Source organism: Sulfurimonas lacustris, from assembly GCF_059705355.1.
On record NZ_AP046125.1, the window covers coordinates 2,201,540 to 2,215,538 of the forward strand.

17 protein-coding genes are annotated in these 13,999 nt (G+C 39.8%); 4 read left to right on the forward strand and 13 right to left on the reverse strand.

Annotated elements, in window-relative coordinates; translation table 11 throughout:
- Window positions 1-54: 54 nt before the first annotated feature.
- The 3 genes from AC6H4V_RS11445 to AC6H4V_RS11455 all read right to left on the reverse strand — a co-directional run bounded on the left by AC6H4V_RS11445 (window position 55) and on the right by AC6H4V_RS11455 (window position 964).
- Window positions 55-312 (reverse strand): hypothetical protein, encoded by a 258-nt coding sequence (locus AC6H4V_RS11445; RefSeq protein ID WP_497606940.1) that lies wholly within the window; start codon window positions 310-312, stop codon window positions 55-57.
- Window positions 313-377: 65 nt separating this feature from the next.
- Window positions 378-716: a type II toxin-antitoxin system HicB family antitoxin gene (locus tag AC6H4V_RS11450; RefSeq protein ID WP_497606941.1), complete on the reverse strand. Its 339-nt coding sequence runs from the start codon at window positions 714-716 to the stop codon at window positions 378-380.
- Window positions 716-964 carry a type II toxin-antitoxin system HicA family toxin gene (locus tag AC6H4V_RS11455; protein WP_497606942.1) on the reverse strand — a complete coding sequence of 83 codons (249 nt, stop codon included), beginning with the start codon at window positions 962-964 and terminating at the stop codon, window positions 716-718. The genes AC6H4V_RS11450 and AC6H4V_RS11455 overlap by 1 nt, the downstream gene beginning before the upstream one ends.
- Window positions 965-1,097: 133 nt before the next feature.
- Between AC6H4V_RS11455 and AC6H4V_RS11460 the strand changes: the two genes are divergently transcribed.
- Window positions 1,098-1,664: a YceI family protein gene (locus AC6H4V_RS11460; protein ID WP_428728973.1), complete on the forward strand. Its 567-nt coding sequence runs from the start codon at window positions 1,098-1,100 to the stop codon at window positions 1,662-1,664.
- Window positions 1,665-1,739: 75 nt separating this feature from the next.
- Here AC6H4V_RS11460 and AC6H4V_RS11465 read toward each other — a convergent pair whose 3' ends face one another.
- The 7 genes from AC6H4V_RS11465 to glmM form a co-directional block, all read right to left on the reverse strand.
- The gene (locus AC6H4V_RS11465) at window positions 1,740-3,248 is read right to left on the reverse strand and encodes a YifB family Mg chelatase-like AAA ATPase (RefSeq protein ID WP_428728972.1); all 1,509 of its coding nucleotides are present in this window, start codon (window positions 3,246-3,248) and stop codon (window positions 1,740-1,742) included.
- 93 nt (window positions 3,249-3,341) lie between these two features.
- Window positions 3,342-3,881 carry a peptide deformylase gene (gene def / locus AC6H4V_RS11470; RefSeq protein ID WP_428728971.1) on the reverse strand — a complete coding sequence of 180 codons (540 nt, stop codon included), beginning with the start codon at window positions 3,879-3,881 and terminating at the stop codon, window positions 3,342-3,344.
- Between the two features lie 15 nt (window positions 3,882-3,896).
- Window positions 3,897-4,961, reverse strand: coding sequence for a GGDEF domain-containing protein (locus tag AC6H4V_RS11475; RefSeq protein WP_497606943.1), 1,065 nt, complete (start codon window positions 4,959-4,961; stop codon window positions 3,897-3,899).
- 21 nt (window positions 4,962-4,982) lie between these two features.
- A complete protein-coding gene (gene clpP, locus AC6H4V_RS11480; protein WP_497606944.1) occupies window positions 4,983-5,567 on the reverse strand; it encodes an ATP-dependent Clp endopeptidase proteolytic subunit ClpP in 585 nt (194 codons plus the stop codon).
- A 4-nt stretch (window positions 5,568-5,571) separates the two neighbouring features.
- Entirely contained in the window at window positions 5,572-6,870 is a 1,299-nt protein-coding gene (tig, locus tag AC6H4V_RS11485; protein ID WP_497606945.1) for a trigger factor, read from the reverse strand.
- A gap of 59 nt (window positions 6,871-6,929) precedes the next feature.
- Window positions 6,930-7,391, reverse strand: coding sequence for a signal peptidase II (lspA, locus tag AC6H4V_RS11490; protein WP_428728967.1), 462 nt, complete (start codon window positions 7,389-7,391; stop codon window positions 6,930-6,932).
- Window positions 7,384-8,724: a phosphoglucosamine mutase gene (glmM, locus tag AC6H4V_RS11495; RefSeq protein ID WP_497606946.1), complete on the reverse strand. Its 1,341-nt coding sequence runs from the start codon at window positions 8,722-8,724 to the stop codon at window positions 7,384-7,386. The genes lspA and glmM overlap by 8 nt, the downstream gene beginning before the upstream one ends.
- A gap of 146 nt (window positions 8,725-8,870) precedes the next feature.
- Between glmM and rpsT the strand changes: the two genes are divergently transcribed.
- Window positions 8,871-9,131, forward strand: a complete 261-nt coding sequence (gene rpsT / locus AC6H4V_RS11500; RefSeq protein ID WP_300694703.1) for a 30S ribosomal protein S20 — start codon at window positions 8,871-8,873, stop codon at window positions 9,129-9,131.
- A 12-nt stretch (window positions 9,132-9,143) separates the two neighbouring features.
- The gene (prfA, locus tag AC6H4V_RS11505) at window positions 9,144-10,211 is read left to right on the forward strand and encodes a peptide chain release factor 1 (RefSeq protein ID WP_497606947.1); all 1,068 of its coding nucleotides are present in this window, start codon (window positions 9,144-9,146) and stop codon (window positions 10,209-10,211) included.
- A gap of 255 nt (window positions 10,212-10,466) precedes the next feature.
- Here prfA and dapF read toward each other — a convergent pair whose 3' ends face one another.
- From dapF to AC6H4V_RS11520, 3 genes are read right to left on the reverse strand one after another with little or no spacing between them, the layout of a single operon-like run.
- Entirely contained in the window at window positions 10,467-11,216 is a 750-nt protein-coding gene (dapF, locus tag AC6H4V_RS11510) for a diaminopimelate epimerase (protein WP_497606948.1), read from the reverse strand.
- Window positions 11,213-11,809 carry a dephospho-CoA kinase gene (coaE, locus tag AC6H4V_RS11515; RefSeq protein WP_497606949.1) on the reverse strand — a complete coding sequence of 199 codons (597 nt, stop codon included), beginning with the start codon at window positions 11,807-11,809 and terminating at the stop codon, window positions 11,213-11,215. Before coaE ends, dapF begins: the two co-directional genes overlap by 4 nt.
- Complete coding sequence (locus AC6H4V_RS11520) at window positions 11,809-12,354, reverse strand: class I SAM-dependent methyltransferase (RefSeq protein ID WP_497606950.1); 546 nt, start codon at window positions 12,352-12,354, stop codon at window positions 11,809-11,811. The genes coaE and AC6H4V_RS11520 overlap by 1 nt, the downstream gene beginning before the upstream one ends.
- Before the next feature lie 237 nt (window positions 12,355-12,591).
- On the opposite strand from AC6H4V_RS11520, the gene AC6H4V_RS11525 reads away from it, so the two are divergent.
- Entirely contained in the window at window positions 12,592-13,917 is a 1,326-nt protein-coding gene (locus AC6H4V_RS11525) for an FAD-dependent oxidoreductase (protein ID WP_497606951.1), read from the forward strand.
- The last annotated feature ends 82 nt before the right edge of the window (window positions 13,918-13,999 follow it).

Below are 13,999 nucleotides of genomic sequence, written 5' to 3' on the forward strand. Positions count from 1 at the left end.
GATCAATATGCTTTTAAGTGAAGTCAAATACTCTCTTTTTCTGACAATTGTCATCTATAGAGTCTTCATAAATTCATCTATCTCTTTATCATATTCTTCTTGAGTTAGCAGTACAGCATTACCACTTTTTACATCTTGAAGAGATTTTGCAACTCTGCTTTTTGCCTCTTCTTTTGTGATAGCAGGATAACCATCATCCAAAGAAAGTTTTACAAATTTTATAAAATCATCAACCAAACTGTTAGTATCGTTTCCATATCTTGAAGCTATAAACTTCTCTGCTTCAGGATTGTCAATTCGGATAGTCTGCATTGTCAAACCTCCTCTTTTTATTTGTCATATTGTAACATTATTCTTTAACGCTTGTTTTGTATTTTTTAAACTGCCGCTACTTTTGACTTCAATATATTTTGAACAAAAGCATTTAACGAAACTCCCGCTCTTAGTGCCTCTTGATGGATTTTTTGGTGCAGTTTAGGGTCAATTCTGACATTAAAAACGCCCTTGTATGTCTTTTGCGGTTTTCTTCCTAGCTCTTTGCATGTTTGCAGGTATTCATCAACTGCATTATGAAAGTTGGTTTCAAGCTCACTCGCACTATCTGCCTCAAAAGTTACCAAATCATCTATAAGCTCTATTTTTCCAAAAAAGAGTTTATCTTCACTCGAATATTCTATTGAGCCGATATAGCCTTTGTATTCAATCGTATTAGCCATTACAGTATCTCCTTTAACTTGACTTGTATTTGCTTGACAAGATAGATTTTTAAAATATTACTCGGATGTGGTTTGTGTAAGTTGATAAGACTATCTTTTTCTTTGTTGTAAAACTTCACGGCAGAACCGCTACCCTCTATTTTTTCATAACCAAAACCCAAAAGTAAAGTCTGAAGTTCATCAAACGTCAAATCTTTGTTTGGCGGTACTTTTAAAAATTTTTCAAGTAATTTATCTTTTTTGCTCATAGTAAAATGATACCACAAAATAGTTACAAAACATTATAACGTCAAAATTAAAAAATGTCACTAATTGACATTATTAAGAGCAAAAAAGCGAAAAAAAGTAGATAATGCTTCAAACCAACCTAAAGGATTGAAGATGAAAATAATGTACTCGTTAGCAGGTTTACTGCTTGGATTTAGTTCACTTTTTGGTGCATCTTATAATGTAGATGTTTCACATACAAATGTTGCTTTTAAGGTAAAGCACATGATGGTAAGTACTGTTGGTGGAGAGTTTGAGGAGTTTTCTGGCACATTTGAGCTAGATGATAAATCTGGTCTTTTGACAAAACTTCAAGGAGAAATTGAAGTTGATTCTATCAACACAAACATAGAAGACAGAGATGCGCATCTCAAATCTTCAGAGATTCTTGATGCGGAAAAATATCCAAAAATCACATTTGTTCTTGAGAAGACAAAAGGCGATAAAGCGTATGGAAAACTAACTATCAAAGATGTCACAAAAGATGTTGTACTTGATTATGAGTTTGGTGGAACTATTGTAGATCCTATGGGTAAAAAAAGAGCTGGATTTACGCTTACAGGTTCAATCGACAGAAGAGATTATAACGTTAAATGGAACAGAATCTTAGAAGCAGGCGGCGTTGCCGTGAGCGAAAAAGTAAAGCTTGAGATATCCGTTGAGGGTATTGCCACTAAGTAATGAAGCCTACGCTTCTTTCTCGGAAGTGGGGCTTTAGCCCCGCCCAAAATATCACGCGCATAAAACACTTTTCCTTTATCTTCGCCTATAACTAAGCGCTTCTAAAACATCACTCTTCTCTATAACATCCCCCGCGCGCAAATCTGCGATAGTTCTGGCAACCTTTTGAATCTTTTTGATACTTCTAAATGAGAGCGCAAATTTATGAACCGCCATATCCAAAACAGCTTTTGCCTCTGCACTTAAAACACAAAACTGCTCCACTTCGGCATCACTGAGCTTTGCCGTAAAACTTTTTTGTCCACGTTTTTTTATAATTTTTAGCACTTCAACAACTTTTGCATGCATCTGCTGTGAACTTATACTTGGTGTATCCTCTGGCGCAACCTGCTGCATCACCACACACAAATCTATCCTATCCAAAAACGGGTCGGAGAGTCTGTTTTTGTACCGCATGATGTCAAGTTCACTGCATCTGCATTCTCTGTGCGCATGAAGGAGATTGCCGCATGGGCATGGGTTCATAGCTGCTACAAAAAGAAAGTCACTCGGATACTCTACTTTTGAGTTAACCCTTGAGATACGGATTTTGTTGTCTTGTAGCGGCTCTCTGAGGGCTTCAAGAACAACTTTGCTAAAGTGCGGCAACTCGTCAAAAAACAAAATCCCCCTATGCGCAAGCCCTACTTCACCTATTTTTGCCTTATGACTTCCACCGCCAAAGATACTTGCAGTCGTTGAAGAGTGGTGAGGAGCGCGAAAAGTTCTTAGCGGTACAAACTGTGGTTCTACTGCTTCAAGCACATCAAGTTTTGCGATTTCTAAAATCTCATCACCGCTAAGTGGGGGCAAGATGTAGCGCAACCTCTGTGCAATCATGCTCTTGCCACACCCAGGACTTCCTTCTAAAAGAAGATTGTGAAAACCTGCCGCACTGATAAGCGCAGCTCGCTTTGCCACTTCCTGCCCTTTGACATCCAAAAAATCTTCAGGATAATTCTCTACAAAATAGTACTCTGTATTCTCTACACTTATATTTGGATAGTCGATTCTTTTGTAAACTGCATTTGGTTGGGCATTTGCACTGTTTTTAAGAAGTTCGATGGCTTCATCAAGCGTTTTTACTCCATAAAAATCAACATTTGGGATATTTGAGAGCTTCTCCAAACTCTCATAAGGCACAACCGCTTTTTTAATGATTTTTTGATTTGAGAGTGAGAGCAGGAGTGCGTAAAGCTGGAGATTTTCCTTGATAGCACCATCAAGCCCCAACTCGCCAAAAACAAACCACTCACTCAAATCCTCTTTTAAAGTATCAAGTGCGATGAGAAGTGCGATGCTCAAATCAAACTGGCTACCCTCTTTTTTAAGGTCGCTTGGAGCAAGGTTTATGGTGATGCGTTTTGGAGGAAAGATAAATTCGTTACTCAGAAGTGCAGATTTGACACGCTCTTTTGCTTCATTGATGGATGCACTTGCCATCCCAACCACGCTAAAAGAGGGCAATCCCTTTGTTAAAGTTGATTCGACTTGTACAACTTTTGCTTCGATTCCCTCGTATGTCGCACATAAAACTCTTTTCATTGCAGAAACCTTGATTAAGTTACTACAATTTTACTATGAAAATTTTCAAATGTGAAACTATATGACAAAATGTCATATAAAAATGTAGAGAGATTACTCTTTAGTACCGCTCTTTGAGATTTTTTTCTCTTTGAGCATTTTTTTATACTCTTTTTCAAACTTTTTTCTGCGAGAGTAGGAGAGTTTATCTATAAAAAGGATACCATTTAAATGGTCTATCTCATGCTGAATCGCAATACTAAGAAGCCCATCCGCCTCGATGCTTTTCGTGTTACCGTCTCTGTCTTGATAGTTAACACTTACTCTCTCAAATCGATTTACATCTTCATAAAAACTAGGAACACTTAAGCACCCCTCTTGGTACGTTGTCTCCCCAGAACTCTCTACAACAACAGGGTTAATCATCTCAATAAGAGAATCCCTTGATTGCGCATCATTTTCATCTGGAATATTTAAAAGCAGCACCTGCTTTGCATACCCAACTTGAATCGCCGCTAAGCCTATACCGTTAGAGCTTAGCATAGACTCATACATCGCATCAAGAAGCTTATGAAGTTCACTGTCAAACTTCACAACAGGTTTTGATTTCTCTTTTAATCTTTTATCTGGATATTCTACGATTGTCAATTTCATCTTTTTTTTACTGGTTTAATTATTTCTTAGCATGACTGCATAGTCTAAATTAGGATTTTCGTACGCTTTTTCTATTCCATCCATTGTGCTTACAATCGTCTCTTCAACTGAGTGGCTCTCAGTGATGTCAGTAATGCCGATAGAAATTTTAAGCTGGATTTCACGGTCTGCTAGGAAAAAAGTGCTGTTTGAGACAAGTTCACAAAGTCTCTCACTCGCTTTTTTTGCACTCTCTATGTCCGTATGTTTTAAAAGCATCATAAAAACACCATTGCCATAGTGCGCTACAATATCGCTTCTTCGAGAAGTTTTTAAAAGAAGCCTTGCCACTGTTTTTGTCATAAGCATGATTGCTTTTTCATTGGAAACGCTCGATTTAAGATCACGCGCAAGCTCAATCATGATAAGCGAACTTTTATGCTTAAACTTACGGATCAACTCTATCTCTTGTTCCACTTTTGTCATCAAATAGCGTTTATTGTACACACCAAATTGGTTATCAAAAATAGTCTCATTTTCAACATTTCTGATAATTTTCGCCGTATCATCGTAAAGTGTTTTGATACTACCACTCTGCTTTTGAAGAATTTCATTAAGCTTAGAGATATCAGAACCTAAAGAAGCAGCTATGCTTTTTGCTTCTTGCGAATTAGAGTCCGCTTCAAGCTCCTGCTTTCTTTTTTCAAGTATTTTACCCATCAAGCTCATATTTTTATAAAGATTTGCGGTGACATTGAGAATGTTTTTGATGGAAGAAAACCCCTGCTTTAAACTCTGCTCAAGCATGATAGAGTTTTCTGCGTCGTTGTCCTCTTCAAGCTCTAAAACAGAGGCAATCTGCTTGCGGGCACTTTGGCTTTTTTCATCCAAAAGTCTGTCAAAATAGAGAGAGAAATTGTTTGGCGTAGGAGGCAAACCATCTTTAATCAGACTGCTTAGCACCTCTTTTGCATATATTTCTAGTTCACCCTCGGGCTCTACAACTACCTTATCACTCACTACAACTCTCTCAGCAGCAACAGCAGCAGGTTTTGTAGATGTGGCATCACGACGCATTCTGCTTCTTAAGATTCCTGACATGTGAACTCTCCCCCTCTTACTTTACTCTTTTTTTAAAAGAACTTCATCAATCATACCATACTCTTTTGATTCTACAGCACTCATAAAGTTATCTCTGTCAGTATCTTTTTCTACGGTTTGGATATCTTGTCCGGTGTTCTTTGCCAAAATGGCATTGAGCTCCTCTTTCATGCGCAAAATCTCTTTAGCTTGGATAGCTATATCTGTTGCCTGCCCTTGTGCACCGCCTAGAGGCTGATGAATCATGATGCGAGCGTGTGGAAGGGCATATCTTTTACCTTTTGCGCCACTTGAGAGCAAAAACGCCCCCATTGATGCCGCTTGACCAACACAAATCGTCGCAACATCTGGACGAATATAGTTCATCGTATCGTAGATGGCCATCCCAGCAGTCACAACTCCCCCCGGAGAGTTTATGTAGAAGTAGATATCCTTCTCAGGATCCTCAGCTTCCAAAAAAAGCATCTGCGCTACGATAGAAGAAGCAACAGCATCGTTTACCTCTCCGCTTAGCATAATGATTCTATCTTTTAAAAGACGAGAATAGATATCGTAAGAGCGCTCACCGCGCGCTGTTTTTTCAACTACATAAGGGATATAGCTCATCTACTTACGCCTCTATTTTTGAGTTTAAAATCTGAGTAAGAACTTTATCTTCTACCATTGACATCTGAATTGCAGGTAGATAACCAGCATTTTTGTACTTATCGTACGCAAGTCTTGGGTCTTGTCCCATCTGCATTGCTTCGTAGTAAATCGTCTGCATTACTTCATTTTCATCTACTCTTACCTTCTCAGCCGTTGCAAGCGCATCAATGATAAATGTAGCTCTTACGCTTCTTTGTGCATCATCACGGAATGTTTCACGAAGTTCTTGTAGTTTATCGGCACTTTGGCGAAGTTCTTGAATCTCCTCTTCACTCATCGTACTTGCTTTTCTGTTGAGTGCAACATCAATCTCTTGTTCAACAACAAATTCAGGAAGGTCAAACTGCATCTTAGCAACAAACGTCTCTAAAAGTGTAGGTTTTAACTCATCATTATAAAGTTTTGCAAGTGCCTCATACTCAAGTTGTTTTTTCACTTGTGATTTTAGATTTTCCAAGCTCTTGTCATCTTGACCTGCAAGCATTTTTGCAGCAAAAGCGTCATCTATCTCTACTTTTACTTTCTCTTGAATACCATGAAGTGTCACCTTAAACGCAGCATCTTTTCCTGCTAACTTCTCTGAACCATAACTCTCAGGGAACTTTACATTTACCACTTTTTCTTCACCGATAGTCATACCAACAACTTGCTCTTCAAAACCGGGGATAAACTGTCCAGAACCAAGAACCAAAGCAAACTCTTTTGCCGCACCGCCTTCAAAAAGCTCGCCATCGATTGAACCTTCAAAGTCGATAATCGCGCTATCGCCGTTTTGTGCCGCTCTTTGCTCTTTAAGATCTACAAATTTACCTTGTGCATCTGCAAGTTTCTCAAGTCTGCTTGCAACATCTTCATCACTAATAACAGGCTTTTGGAACTCTGGAACCATCTCTTTGTAATTTTCAAGATCAATCTCCGGTCTTGTAGCGATTGTTACGCTCACCTCAATCTTATCAGCATCCTTGTTAAACTGTGTAATGTTTGGCTCACCAATAAGTGCGCTCATAGCGATTTTGAGCTCATCAAGACCTCTGTTTAAAACTTCACGTAAAGCTTCAGACTCAGCATCTTGAACCAGACGTTCACCGTACTGCTTTTTAATCACGTTTACAGGAACTTTACCTTTACGGAAACCTTGAACAGAAGCAGTTTTTGTTAACTTCTTAGCAATCTTCTCAACATTCTCATCTATCATACTTTTTGGAATTTCAGCTTCTATTTTAGCATTTGCACTATCAATTTTATTTGTTTTGATTTTCATCAATTTTCCTCTTGTTGTTGTTTTTGGCAATATTACCTTAAATCTGCTTTTATCTATCTTTAGGGCTCGTTTTTGCACAATTTTGGCTTGAAATTAAGCAAAAGAATCCATACTACAGCCACATCTATCATCACATCCGCGAAGTTAAACACCGCAAAATCAAAACCGCAGTGCCAGTAAACCATATCGACAACACCACCATGGATAAACCTGTCATAGATGTTTGAAAAAGCACCGCCAAGCAAGAACCCTGCAGGAATCGCATAGCAAACTTCCTTAAGATAGATGATGTACCCAAGCACACCAAAAACCAAAACAAGCTGGATGTACTTAAGCCACTCATCTAAAAAGGCAAACATCGAAAATGCCACCCCTTTGTTATAAACGAGTATCAAATCGATACACTCCGTGTAGTAGCGAAAACCATCTACGAAAAGTGATTTGATACTTTGGTCAATGATAAAAATGCCCGCAAGAGACAAAAAAAGCAGTGTTAAGAGTTTGATAGTTTTATTATGCATTGAGAGCTTTTTGGAAAAATTCTATCATCGCATCCATATAGGCATTCATTTTTTTGGCATCTTTGCACTCTAGCAAAACCCTTAGTTTGTTTTCTGTACCAGAGTAACGCACAAGATGATGCACGCCATTTTTCTGAAGTTCTGAGAGCTTTGCACCTAGTCCCTCAATCTCCTCAAGAGGCTTTTTCGTTTTTACTTTTATATTGACAAGTTTTTGCGGATAGAGTGCAAATGGACGAAGTACTTTGGATGCTTTTTGTCCAGTTTTGATAAGAAGTGCCAACACCTGAAGCGCACTCACCAAACCATCACCCGTCTTTGCAAAATCACTGATAATAACATGCCCACTCTGCTCACCACCGAAGTTGATACCCTCTTGCTTCATAAGTTCCAAAACATTTTTATCGCCAACATCTGAGCGCAAAAGTTTCAACCCTTTTTCTGACATAAAATCATCAAGCGCTTTGTTACTCATCACAGTAGAGACAATACCGCCGCCTTTGAGCGCACTATTTGCATGCATAAACGCCCCAAGAGCTCCAAGCAGTTGGTCGCCATCTACTACTACACCTTTTTCATCAACTATGACAACCCTATCGGCATCGCCGTCAAGCGCAATCCCCAAATCCGCTCTATACTTTATGACACTCTCACACACATCTTTTGTATGTAGCGCGCCGCACCCCTCGTTGATATTAAAACCATCCGGTTTATTGTGAAGAACGATAACTTCTGCGCCAAGCTCTTCTAAAACTGTCGGACCGACGATATAGCCCGCCCCATTTGCCGCATCAAGAACGATGCGCATATCTTTAAGGGAGAGGTCTCTGGGAAATGAGTTTTTAAGCTGCACGATGTAGCGACCGATAACATCATCGATTCTTTTGGCTTTTCCGATATCTTTGCCTTTTGCCTGAGCCTCTAAAATCATCTCATCGTTATAGTAGATTTTCTCTATCTCCTCTTCGACGCTATGAGGCAACTTGTCTCCGCTTCCATCGAAAAATTTGATACCATTGTCTTCATAAGAGTTATGCGACGCACTAATCATAATCCCCGCATCACAACGCATATTTTCCGTTAAAAAAGCAATAGCAGGTGTAGGCATCGGACCAATCTGCACCACATCATACCCGATGGCAGTAAGACCGCTAACAATGGCATTTTCTATCATGTAACCACTTCGGCGCGTATCTTTGCCGACTAAAATCTTATTTGTCTTTGCATGTGCTTTAAAGTAGATTCCCGCCGCCATTGCGACACGCATAGCAAGCTGTGCACTCAAAAATGTTCCAGCTTCCCCTCGTACCCCATCTGTTCCAAATAATTTCATGATATTTTCCAAAATTTAAAGTGCAGTATTTTAACACATTCTATGAAATAATCTCCAAATCATTGCAATCTAGCTTGTCTTTAACTTAATTTTAATTATTTTTAAGCTACCATTCCGCACTAAATTTTTATGAGAAGGACTCATGTATGGCAAATCACAAGTCATCAGTTAAGAGAATTCGTCAAACTATCGTTCGTGCAGAGCGCAATCGTTTTTACAGAACTCGTCTTAAAAACATCGTGAAAGATGTTCGTGCTGCTGTTGAAGCAGGAAGTAAAGAGGAAGCTACATCAGCAATGGGCGTAGCAAACAAACAAATTCAAAAATTTGTAAGCAAAGGTATCTTGAAAAAAGAGACTGCTGCAAGAAAAATCAGTCGTCTTCACAGAGCTGTAAACGCACTATAAGGTTAACTATTAATGTTAGCCGATAAACTTACCCCGTTTATCAATCGTTATAATGAACTTGGCGAAATGCTGAGTTCACCTGACATCATCTCCGACATCAAAAGAATGACAACGCTCTCAAAAGAGAGATCCTCGCTAGAAGATATTGTTGAAAAAGCACAAGAGTACAAATCTATAATTTCCCAAATCAATGACACAAAAGAGATGCTTTATGACTCTGAAATGGCTGAAATGGCAAAAGAGGAACTCAAAGAGCTTGAAGCCAAAATCCCGCTTCTTGAAGATGAGATTAAAATTCTTCTTCTTCCAAAAGATCCAAACGATGATAGAAATATTATCGTAGAGCTTCGTGCCGGAGCGGGCGGAGATGAAGCGGCTATATTTGTAGGAAATCTTTTTGAAGCTTATGTTCGCTATGCCGACCTTAAAGGATGGAAAGTTGAGATTATGAGCAGCTCCCCATCAGATGCGGGCGGCTACAAAGAGATGATTGCACTTATCAGAGGTGAACAGGTTTATAGCAGATTGAAGTATGAAGGCGGAACACACCGTGTTCAGCGTGTTCCCGCAACAGAGTCTCAAGGACGTGTGCACACCTCGGCAATTACAGTTGCTGTCATGCCAGAGGTTGATGATGTCGAGGTTCAAATCAACGAAAGCGACTTAAAGATAGACGTTATGCGTTCAAGCGGTTGTGGCGGTCAAAGTGTCAACACAACAGACTCCGCTGTAAGGATTACACACCTTCCAACTGGTCTTGTTGTAACAAACCAAGATCAAAAGTCACAACATAAAAACAAAGAAAAAGCGATGAAAGTCTTAAAAGCAAGACTCTATGACCTAGAGATGCAAGAAGCTATCGCAAAAGACAGTGCAAACCGTGCAGCGCAAGTTGGCACAGGCGATAGAAGCGGGCGTATCCGAACATACAACTACCCACAAAATCGCATAAGTGACCATCGTATCGGCTTAACTCTCTATAGACTAGCCGAGATTATGCAGGGTGGACTTATGGATGAGATAGTAGAACCACTCATCGCAGACCACCAATCCAAAATCGTTGAGGCGGCGGGGCTTTAAAACCCGTTGCTAAACGCACATTGACTTATTAATTTGAAATCATTATAATTCTTTTTGCGATTAAGACTTTTCTGTTTAAACAATGGAGCGGCAATTTAAGGTTAGAGGAAGTCATGAGCCTCTAACCTTTTTTTTTGCCCTCCAAAGTTTAAACAGAGGGGGTTCTTTATGGATAAGCTCTTAGTCGCAATACTGCTTATGTGCATTTTCGCACCGCTGCTTCGGTAGTGCCAAGGGGTTTTTGCCCCTTGCCCCCTAAATATCAACCGCCAAATCAGTGCTAAAAACTTTTTTCACTCTTCCCTTAAAAGTAATCGTTTTCTCATTTACTCCAAGATAGAGTGTTTCGCCGCTTGTCGGATAGACTTCTATATTGTTTTTTACTTTTTTTTCTATGTATGCTCTATAAAAACATGCCGCCATTCCCGTGCCGCATGCCAAAGTCTCGTTTTCCACGCCACGCTCATAGGTTCTTACTCTTAAGTTATCTCCGTCCACAAAAGCGATATTGACATTGGCATTGTATTTGTATCGCAATGCTCTTGCTTCTTGGATGTCAAACTCGCCTATGTTGTCTGTGAAATGTACCAAATGGGGTACGCCTGTGTCAAGTAACCACCATGATTTGCCGTTTTCGACTATCTCTTGGTTTAGTATCTTTGGCGGAGTAAGTTCGCTTTGTACCATGTCGGCATCTACAAAAGCCCCAATTACGCCTGCTCCTGTCAAAAACTGCATCTCATTTGAAGCTAGCTCATTATCAAACGCATAGTGTGCGCATGCTCTTGAGCCATTGCCGCACATGTTTGCTTCGCTTCCATCGGAGTTGTAAAACTGCCACTCGAAATCATAGCTCTCATGCGGCAACAAGACGATAAGTCCATCCGCTCCCACTCCGTTTTGTCTATGGCAAAGTGCTTTTGCAAGCTCACCTCTGGCTTTTTTGACAAAAGTATGAAAGATGACAAAGTCGTTTCCGTTTGCGCTGTATTTTGTTACCGTCATGATTTACTCCTTTTTTTAATCTTCTCTACAAAATCTTCACACTCTTTTTGTAAATGTTTTAAATCACTTGAGTTATCTATCACCCATGTTGCTCTTTTTCTCTTCTCTTCTATATCCATCTGAGACTCTATGCGTCTTAGCGACTCCTCTTTAGAGTAGCCGTTTCGCTTCATAAAACGCTCAAGTTGAAGCTCTTTTGGCACATAAACAACAACGCTCTCTTTGATGTCGTATCCGCCGTTTTCAAAAAAAAGAGGGATGTCTATAAGGTATGGAAATCTAAAGCTATCCTGTTTTATGCTTCTTTGCTCTATCTCGGCTCGTATCTTTGGATGCAGAAAATCCTCTAACTTTTTTTTTGCCTCTCTGTCGGAAAAGATAAGCGTTCCAAGCTTTGTGCGATTTACCTTTGCCCCATCAACAAACGCTTCGCCAAAATTTTCTCGCACCCATGCAGAAGAGGCATCAAGTATCTCATGTGAGATGGTATCCGCATCGATTATCCGCATACCGTTGAGCATAAGCAAAGAGGCAACGGTACTTTTTCCAGTAGCGATTCCGCCTGTTAGAGCTATGGCGTACTCGTAAGCCATTAGTTTTTGATGACTCCCAAATACTCTTTGCGGATGTAGTTACCCATCGCAAATGCCGCTGGATGGATATCGCAGTTGTAGTAGCTCAAACCGTCTAGCATATCGGCTCTTTGAAGGTTGATATCTGCTGTTGGATGATACTCTTTTGAAGCCAAAAGTGCAGTTGTGCCATCTCCAATGTTGTAAGGCATGATGATTTTAAAATATTTTCCAAGCACAACCATCAAGCTTTTGTTTTCCGCAACATCATCCAAAGATGGATGCACAGTTGCGAGTTGACCATCTTTTTTCAAAATACGATTGTATTGTGCGGCCAATAGTGCATCAAGAGGCATCTCCGAGATAACCACATCAAAAGCAGCATCTCCCAAAGAGCTTATCGCATCCAAAGAGCATCCGACAACAGAGAGATTTGCCTCTCTATGTCTTGCAACTTCTGCACTTAGAAGAGCGGCATCGTCACTCACTATCAAAATATCTTTTGCCTCTTTAGAAGTACACATCGGCACATGAACCATCATCTCTGCATAAATAAAATCTTTCATTTTTATAATTCCTAAGTAGTTTTTCGGATTTTAGCATATTGGAACTAATAGTGACTATAACTCTTTTTTTTAATCTCGAAAAACAAAGTTTTTCGTAGCTTTAGGGGGTTGTAGGGACTTTAGTCCCTGCCATTAAAACGGACGTGTTCGTTTTAATGTATAACATCACCAAATAAGCTCTGGGTAAGTCTAAAAATGATAACATTATTACAATTTCAAATTTTAGGGGACTTTAAAATGGCTTTATCAAGAAGAGATGTTCTCGCACTCTCAGGCTTAGCAGTTGCATCTTCAGCACTCGATGCAAGCACACATACTAAGAGCCAAAAAAACAGTACATCTACAGACTACAAGGCTCCTTTGGCGGATACCAAAAATCCACGAGTAGTTGTTGTAGGCGGCGGATGGTCTGGGCTTTCTGTTGCAAAATACACCAAAGTATTTGCTCCAAATGCAGATGTTATTTTAGTAGAGCAAAGACATGAGTTTATCTCTTGTCCGGTAAGCAACCTTTGGCTGGTTGACAAGGTAAAACTGGAGTATTTGACACATGACTATCTCCAAGCGGCAAGAAAAAACAACTACACCTATTTTCATGCAACTGCCATTGATTTAGACAAAGAGAAGCAGATACTCAAAACTAGTAACGGAAACATTCATTATGATTACCTTGTTTTTGCACCCGGAATCGACTACGACTACTCCCGCTGGACAAAAGATATCGCTTTTGAAAACAGACTTAGACAAGAGTACCCTGCTGGATTTATCCCTGGGTCTGAGCATATGACACTTAAGAGCAAGGTGACAAATTTTAAAGGTGGAAACTTTATCCTTACCGTTCCTGCCGGAAACTACAGATGTCTTCCTGCTCCCTATGAGAGAGCATGTGTGATTGCGGACTACTTCAAGCAAAAAAAGCTCAATGCAAAAGTTATTTTACTTGATGCCAACAACGCTATTACCATTAAAGAGCAAGGTTTTCAAACGGCTTTTAAAGAGCTTTATGCTGATTATCTTGAGTATGTTCCAAGCGGGGTTATCACAAAAATCGATTTGGACAAGAAGGTAGTTTATACAGAGTTTGAAGAGTATCCATTCGAAGATGCGGCATTTTACCCTCAAGTCAGAGGTGCTAAAATCCTAGAACGCGTAGGACTCGCAAAAGATGCAAAAAATATGCTTGAAGCAAATATTAACCAACTCACCTATGAAGCCATAGGTGCAAAAAATGTCTATATCACAGGCGATTCACGTCCGATGGGCTTTTCAAAATCTGGTAACACTGCTAACACAGAAGGCAAGTACGTTGCATCACACATCGCACAAAAAATTAACAAAACACAAAAAGTTTTATGGCAGTCCCCAGTAACAAGCTGTTTTTCTGCTATCTCGATAGAACCTGAAAAAGCTATCTATATCTACACAGAGTATGCGTACGACAAAGACACGGTCTTTACTTTTGCAAATACCACAAGCTCTGAAGAGTGGGCAAAAGATGGTATCGTAAATGCAAAATCCATTTACGACTGGGCGGACGCACTCTACTTTGATATGTTCAGCTAATGAACTACTTTTTTGAAAGTGGGGTTTCAGCCCCGCAAAAAGCCAAAAAAAGTCAAAAACAAAACGAGGCTAAAGCCTCACT

What these genes read in the sequence shown, in the direction of transcription:
- AC6H4V_RS11445 (WP_497606940.1), bottom strand. Translation starts at nt 312, where the DNA reads ATGCAGACTATCCGAATTGACAATCCTGAAGCAGAGAAGTTTATAGCT.
- AC6H4V_RS11450 (WP_497606941.1), bottom strand. Translation starts at nt 716, where the DNA reads ATGGCTAATACGATTGAATACAAAGGCTATATCGGCTCAATAGAATAT.
- AC6H4V_RS11455 (WP_497606942.1), bottom strand. Translation starts at nt 964, where the DNA reads ATGAGCAAAAAAGATAAATTACTTGAAAAATTTTTAAAAGTACCGCCA.
- AC6H4V_RS11460 (WP_428728973.1), top strand. Translation starts at nt 1,098, where the DNA reads ATGAAAATAATGTACTCGTTAGCAGGTTTACTGCTTGGATTTAGTTCA.
- AC6H4V_RS11465 (WP_428728972.1), bottom strand. Translation starts at nt 3,248, where the DNA reads ATGAAAAGAGTTTTATGTGCGACATACGAGGGAATCGAAGCAAAAGTT.
- def (WP_428728971.1), bottom strand. Translation starts at nt 3,881, where the DNA reads ATGAAATTGACAATCGTAGAATATCCAGATAAAAGATTAAAAGAGAAA.
- AC6H4V_RS11475 (WP_497606943.1), bottom strand. Translation starts at nt 4,961, where the DNA reads ATGTCAGGAATCTTAAGAAGCAGAATGCGTCGTGATGCCACATCTACA.
- clpP (WP_497606944.1), bottom strand. Translation starts at nt 5,567, where the DNA reads ATGAGCTATATCCCTTATGTAGTTGAAAAAACAGCGCGCGGTGAGCGC.
- tig (WP_497606945.1), bottom strand. Translation starts at nt 6,870, where the DNA reads ATGAAAATCAAAACAAATAAAATTGATAGTGCAAATGCTAAAATAGAA.
- lspA (WP_428728967.1), bottom strand. Translation starts at nt 7,391, where the DNA reads ATGCATAATAAAACTATCAAACTCTTAACACTGCTTTTTTTGTCTCTT.
- glmM (WP_497606946.1), bottom strand. Translation starts at nt 8,724, where the DNA reads ATGAAATTATTTGGAACAGATGGGGTACGAGGGGAAGCTGGAACATTT.
- rpsT (WP_300694703.1), top strand. Translation starts at nt 8,871, where the DNA reads ATGGCAAATCACAAGTCATCAGTTAAGAGAATTCGTCAAACTATCGTT.
- prfA (WP_497606947.1), top strand. Translation starts at nt 9,144, where the DNA reads ATGTTAGCCGATAAACTTACCCCGTTTATCAATCGTTATAATGAACTT.
- dapF (WP_497606948.1), bottom strand. Translation starts at nt 11,216, where the DNA reads ATGACGGTAACAAAATACAGCGCAAACGGAAACGACTTTGTCATCTTT.
- coaE (WP_497606949.1), bottom strand. Translation starts at nt 11,809, where the DNA reads ATGGCTTACGAGTACGCCATAGCTCTAACAGGCGGAATCGCTACTGGA.
- AC6H4V_RS11520 (WP_497606950.1), bottom strand. Translation starts at nt 12,354, where the DNA reads ATGAAAGATTTTATTTATGCAGAGATGATGGTTCATGTGCCGATGTGT.
- AC6H4V_RS11525 (WP_497606951.1), top strand. Translation starts at nt 12,592, where the DNA reads ATGGCTTTATCAAGAAGAGATGTTCTCGCACTCTCAGGCTTAGCAGTT.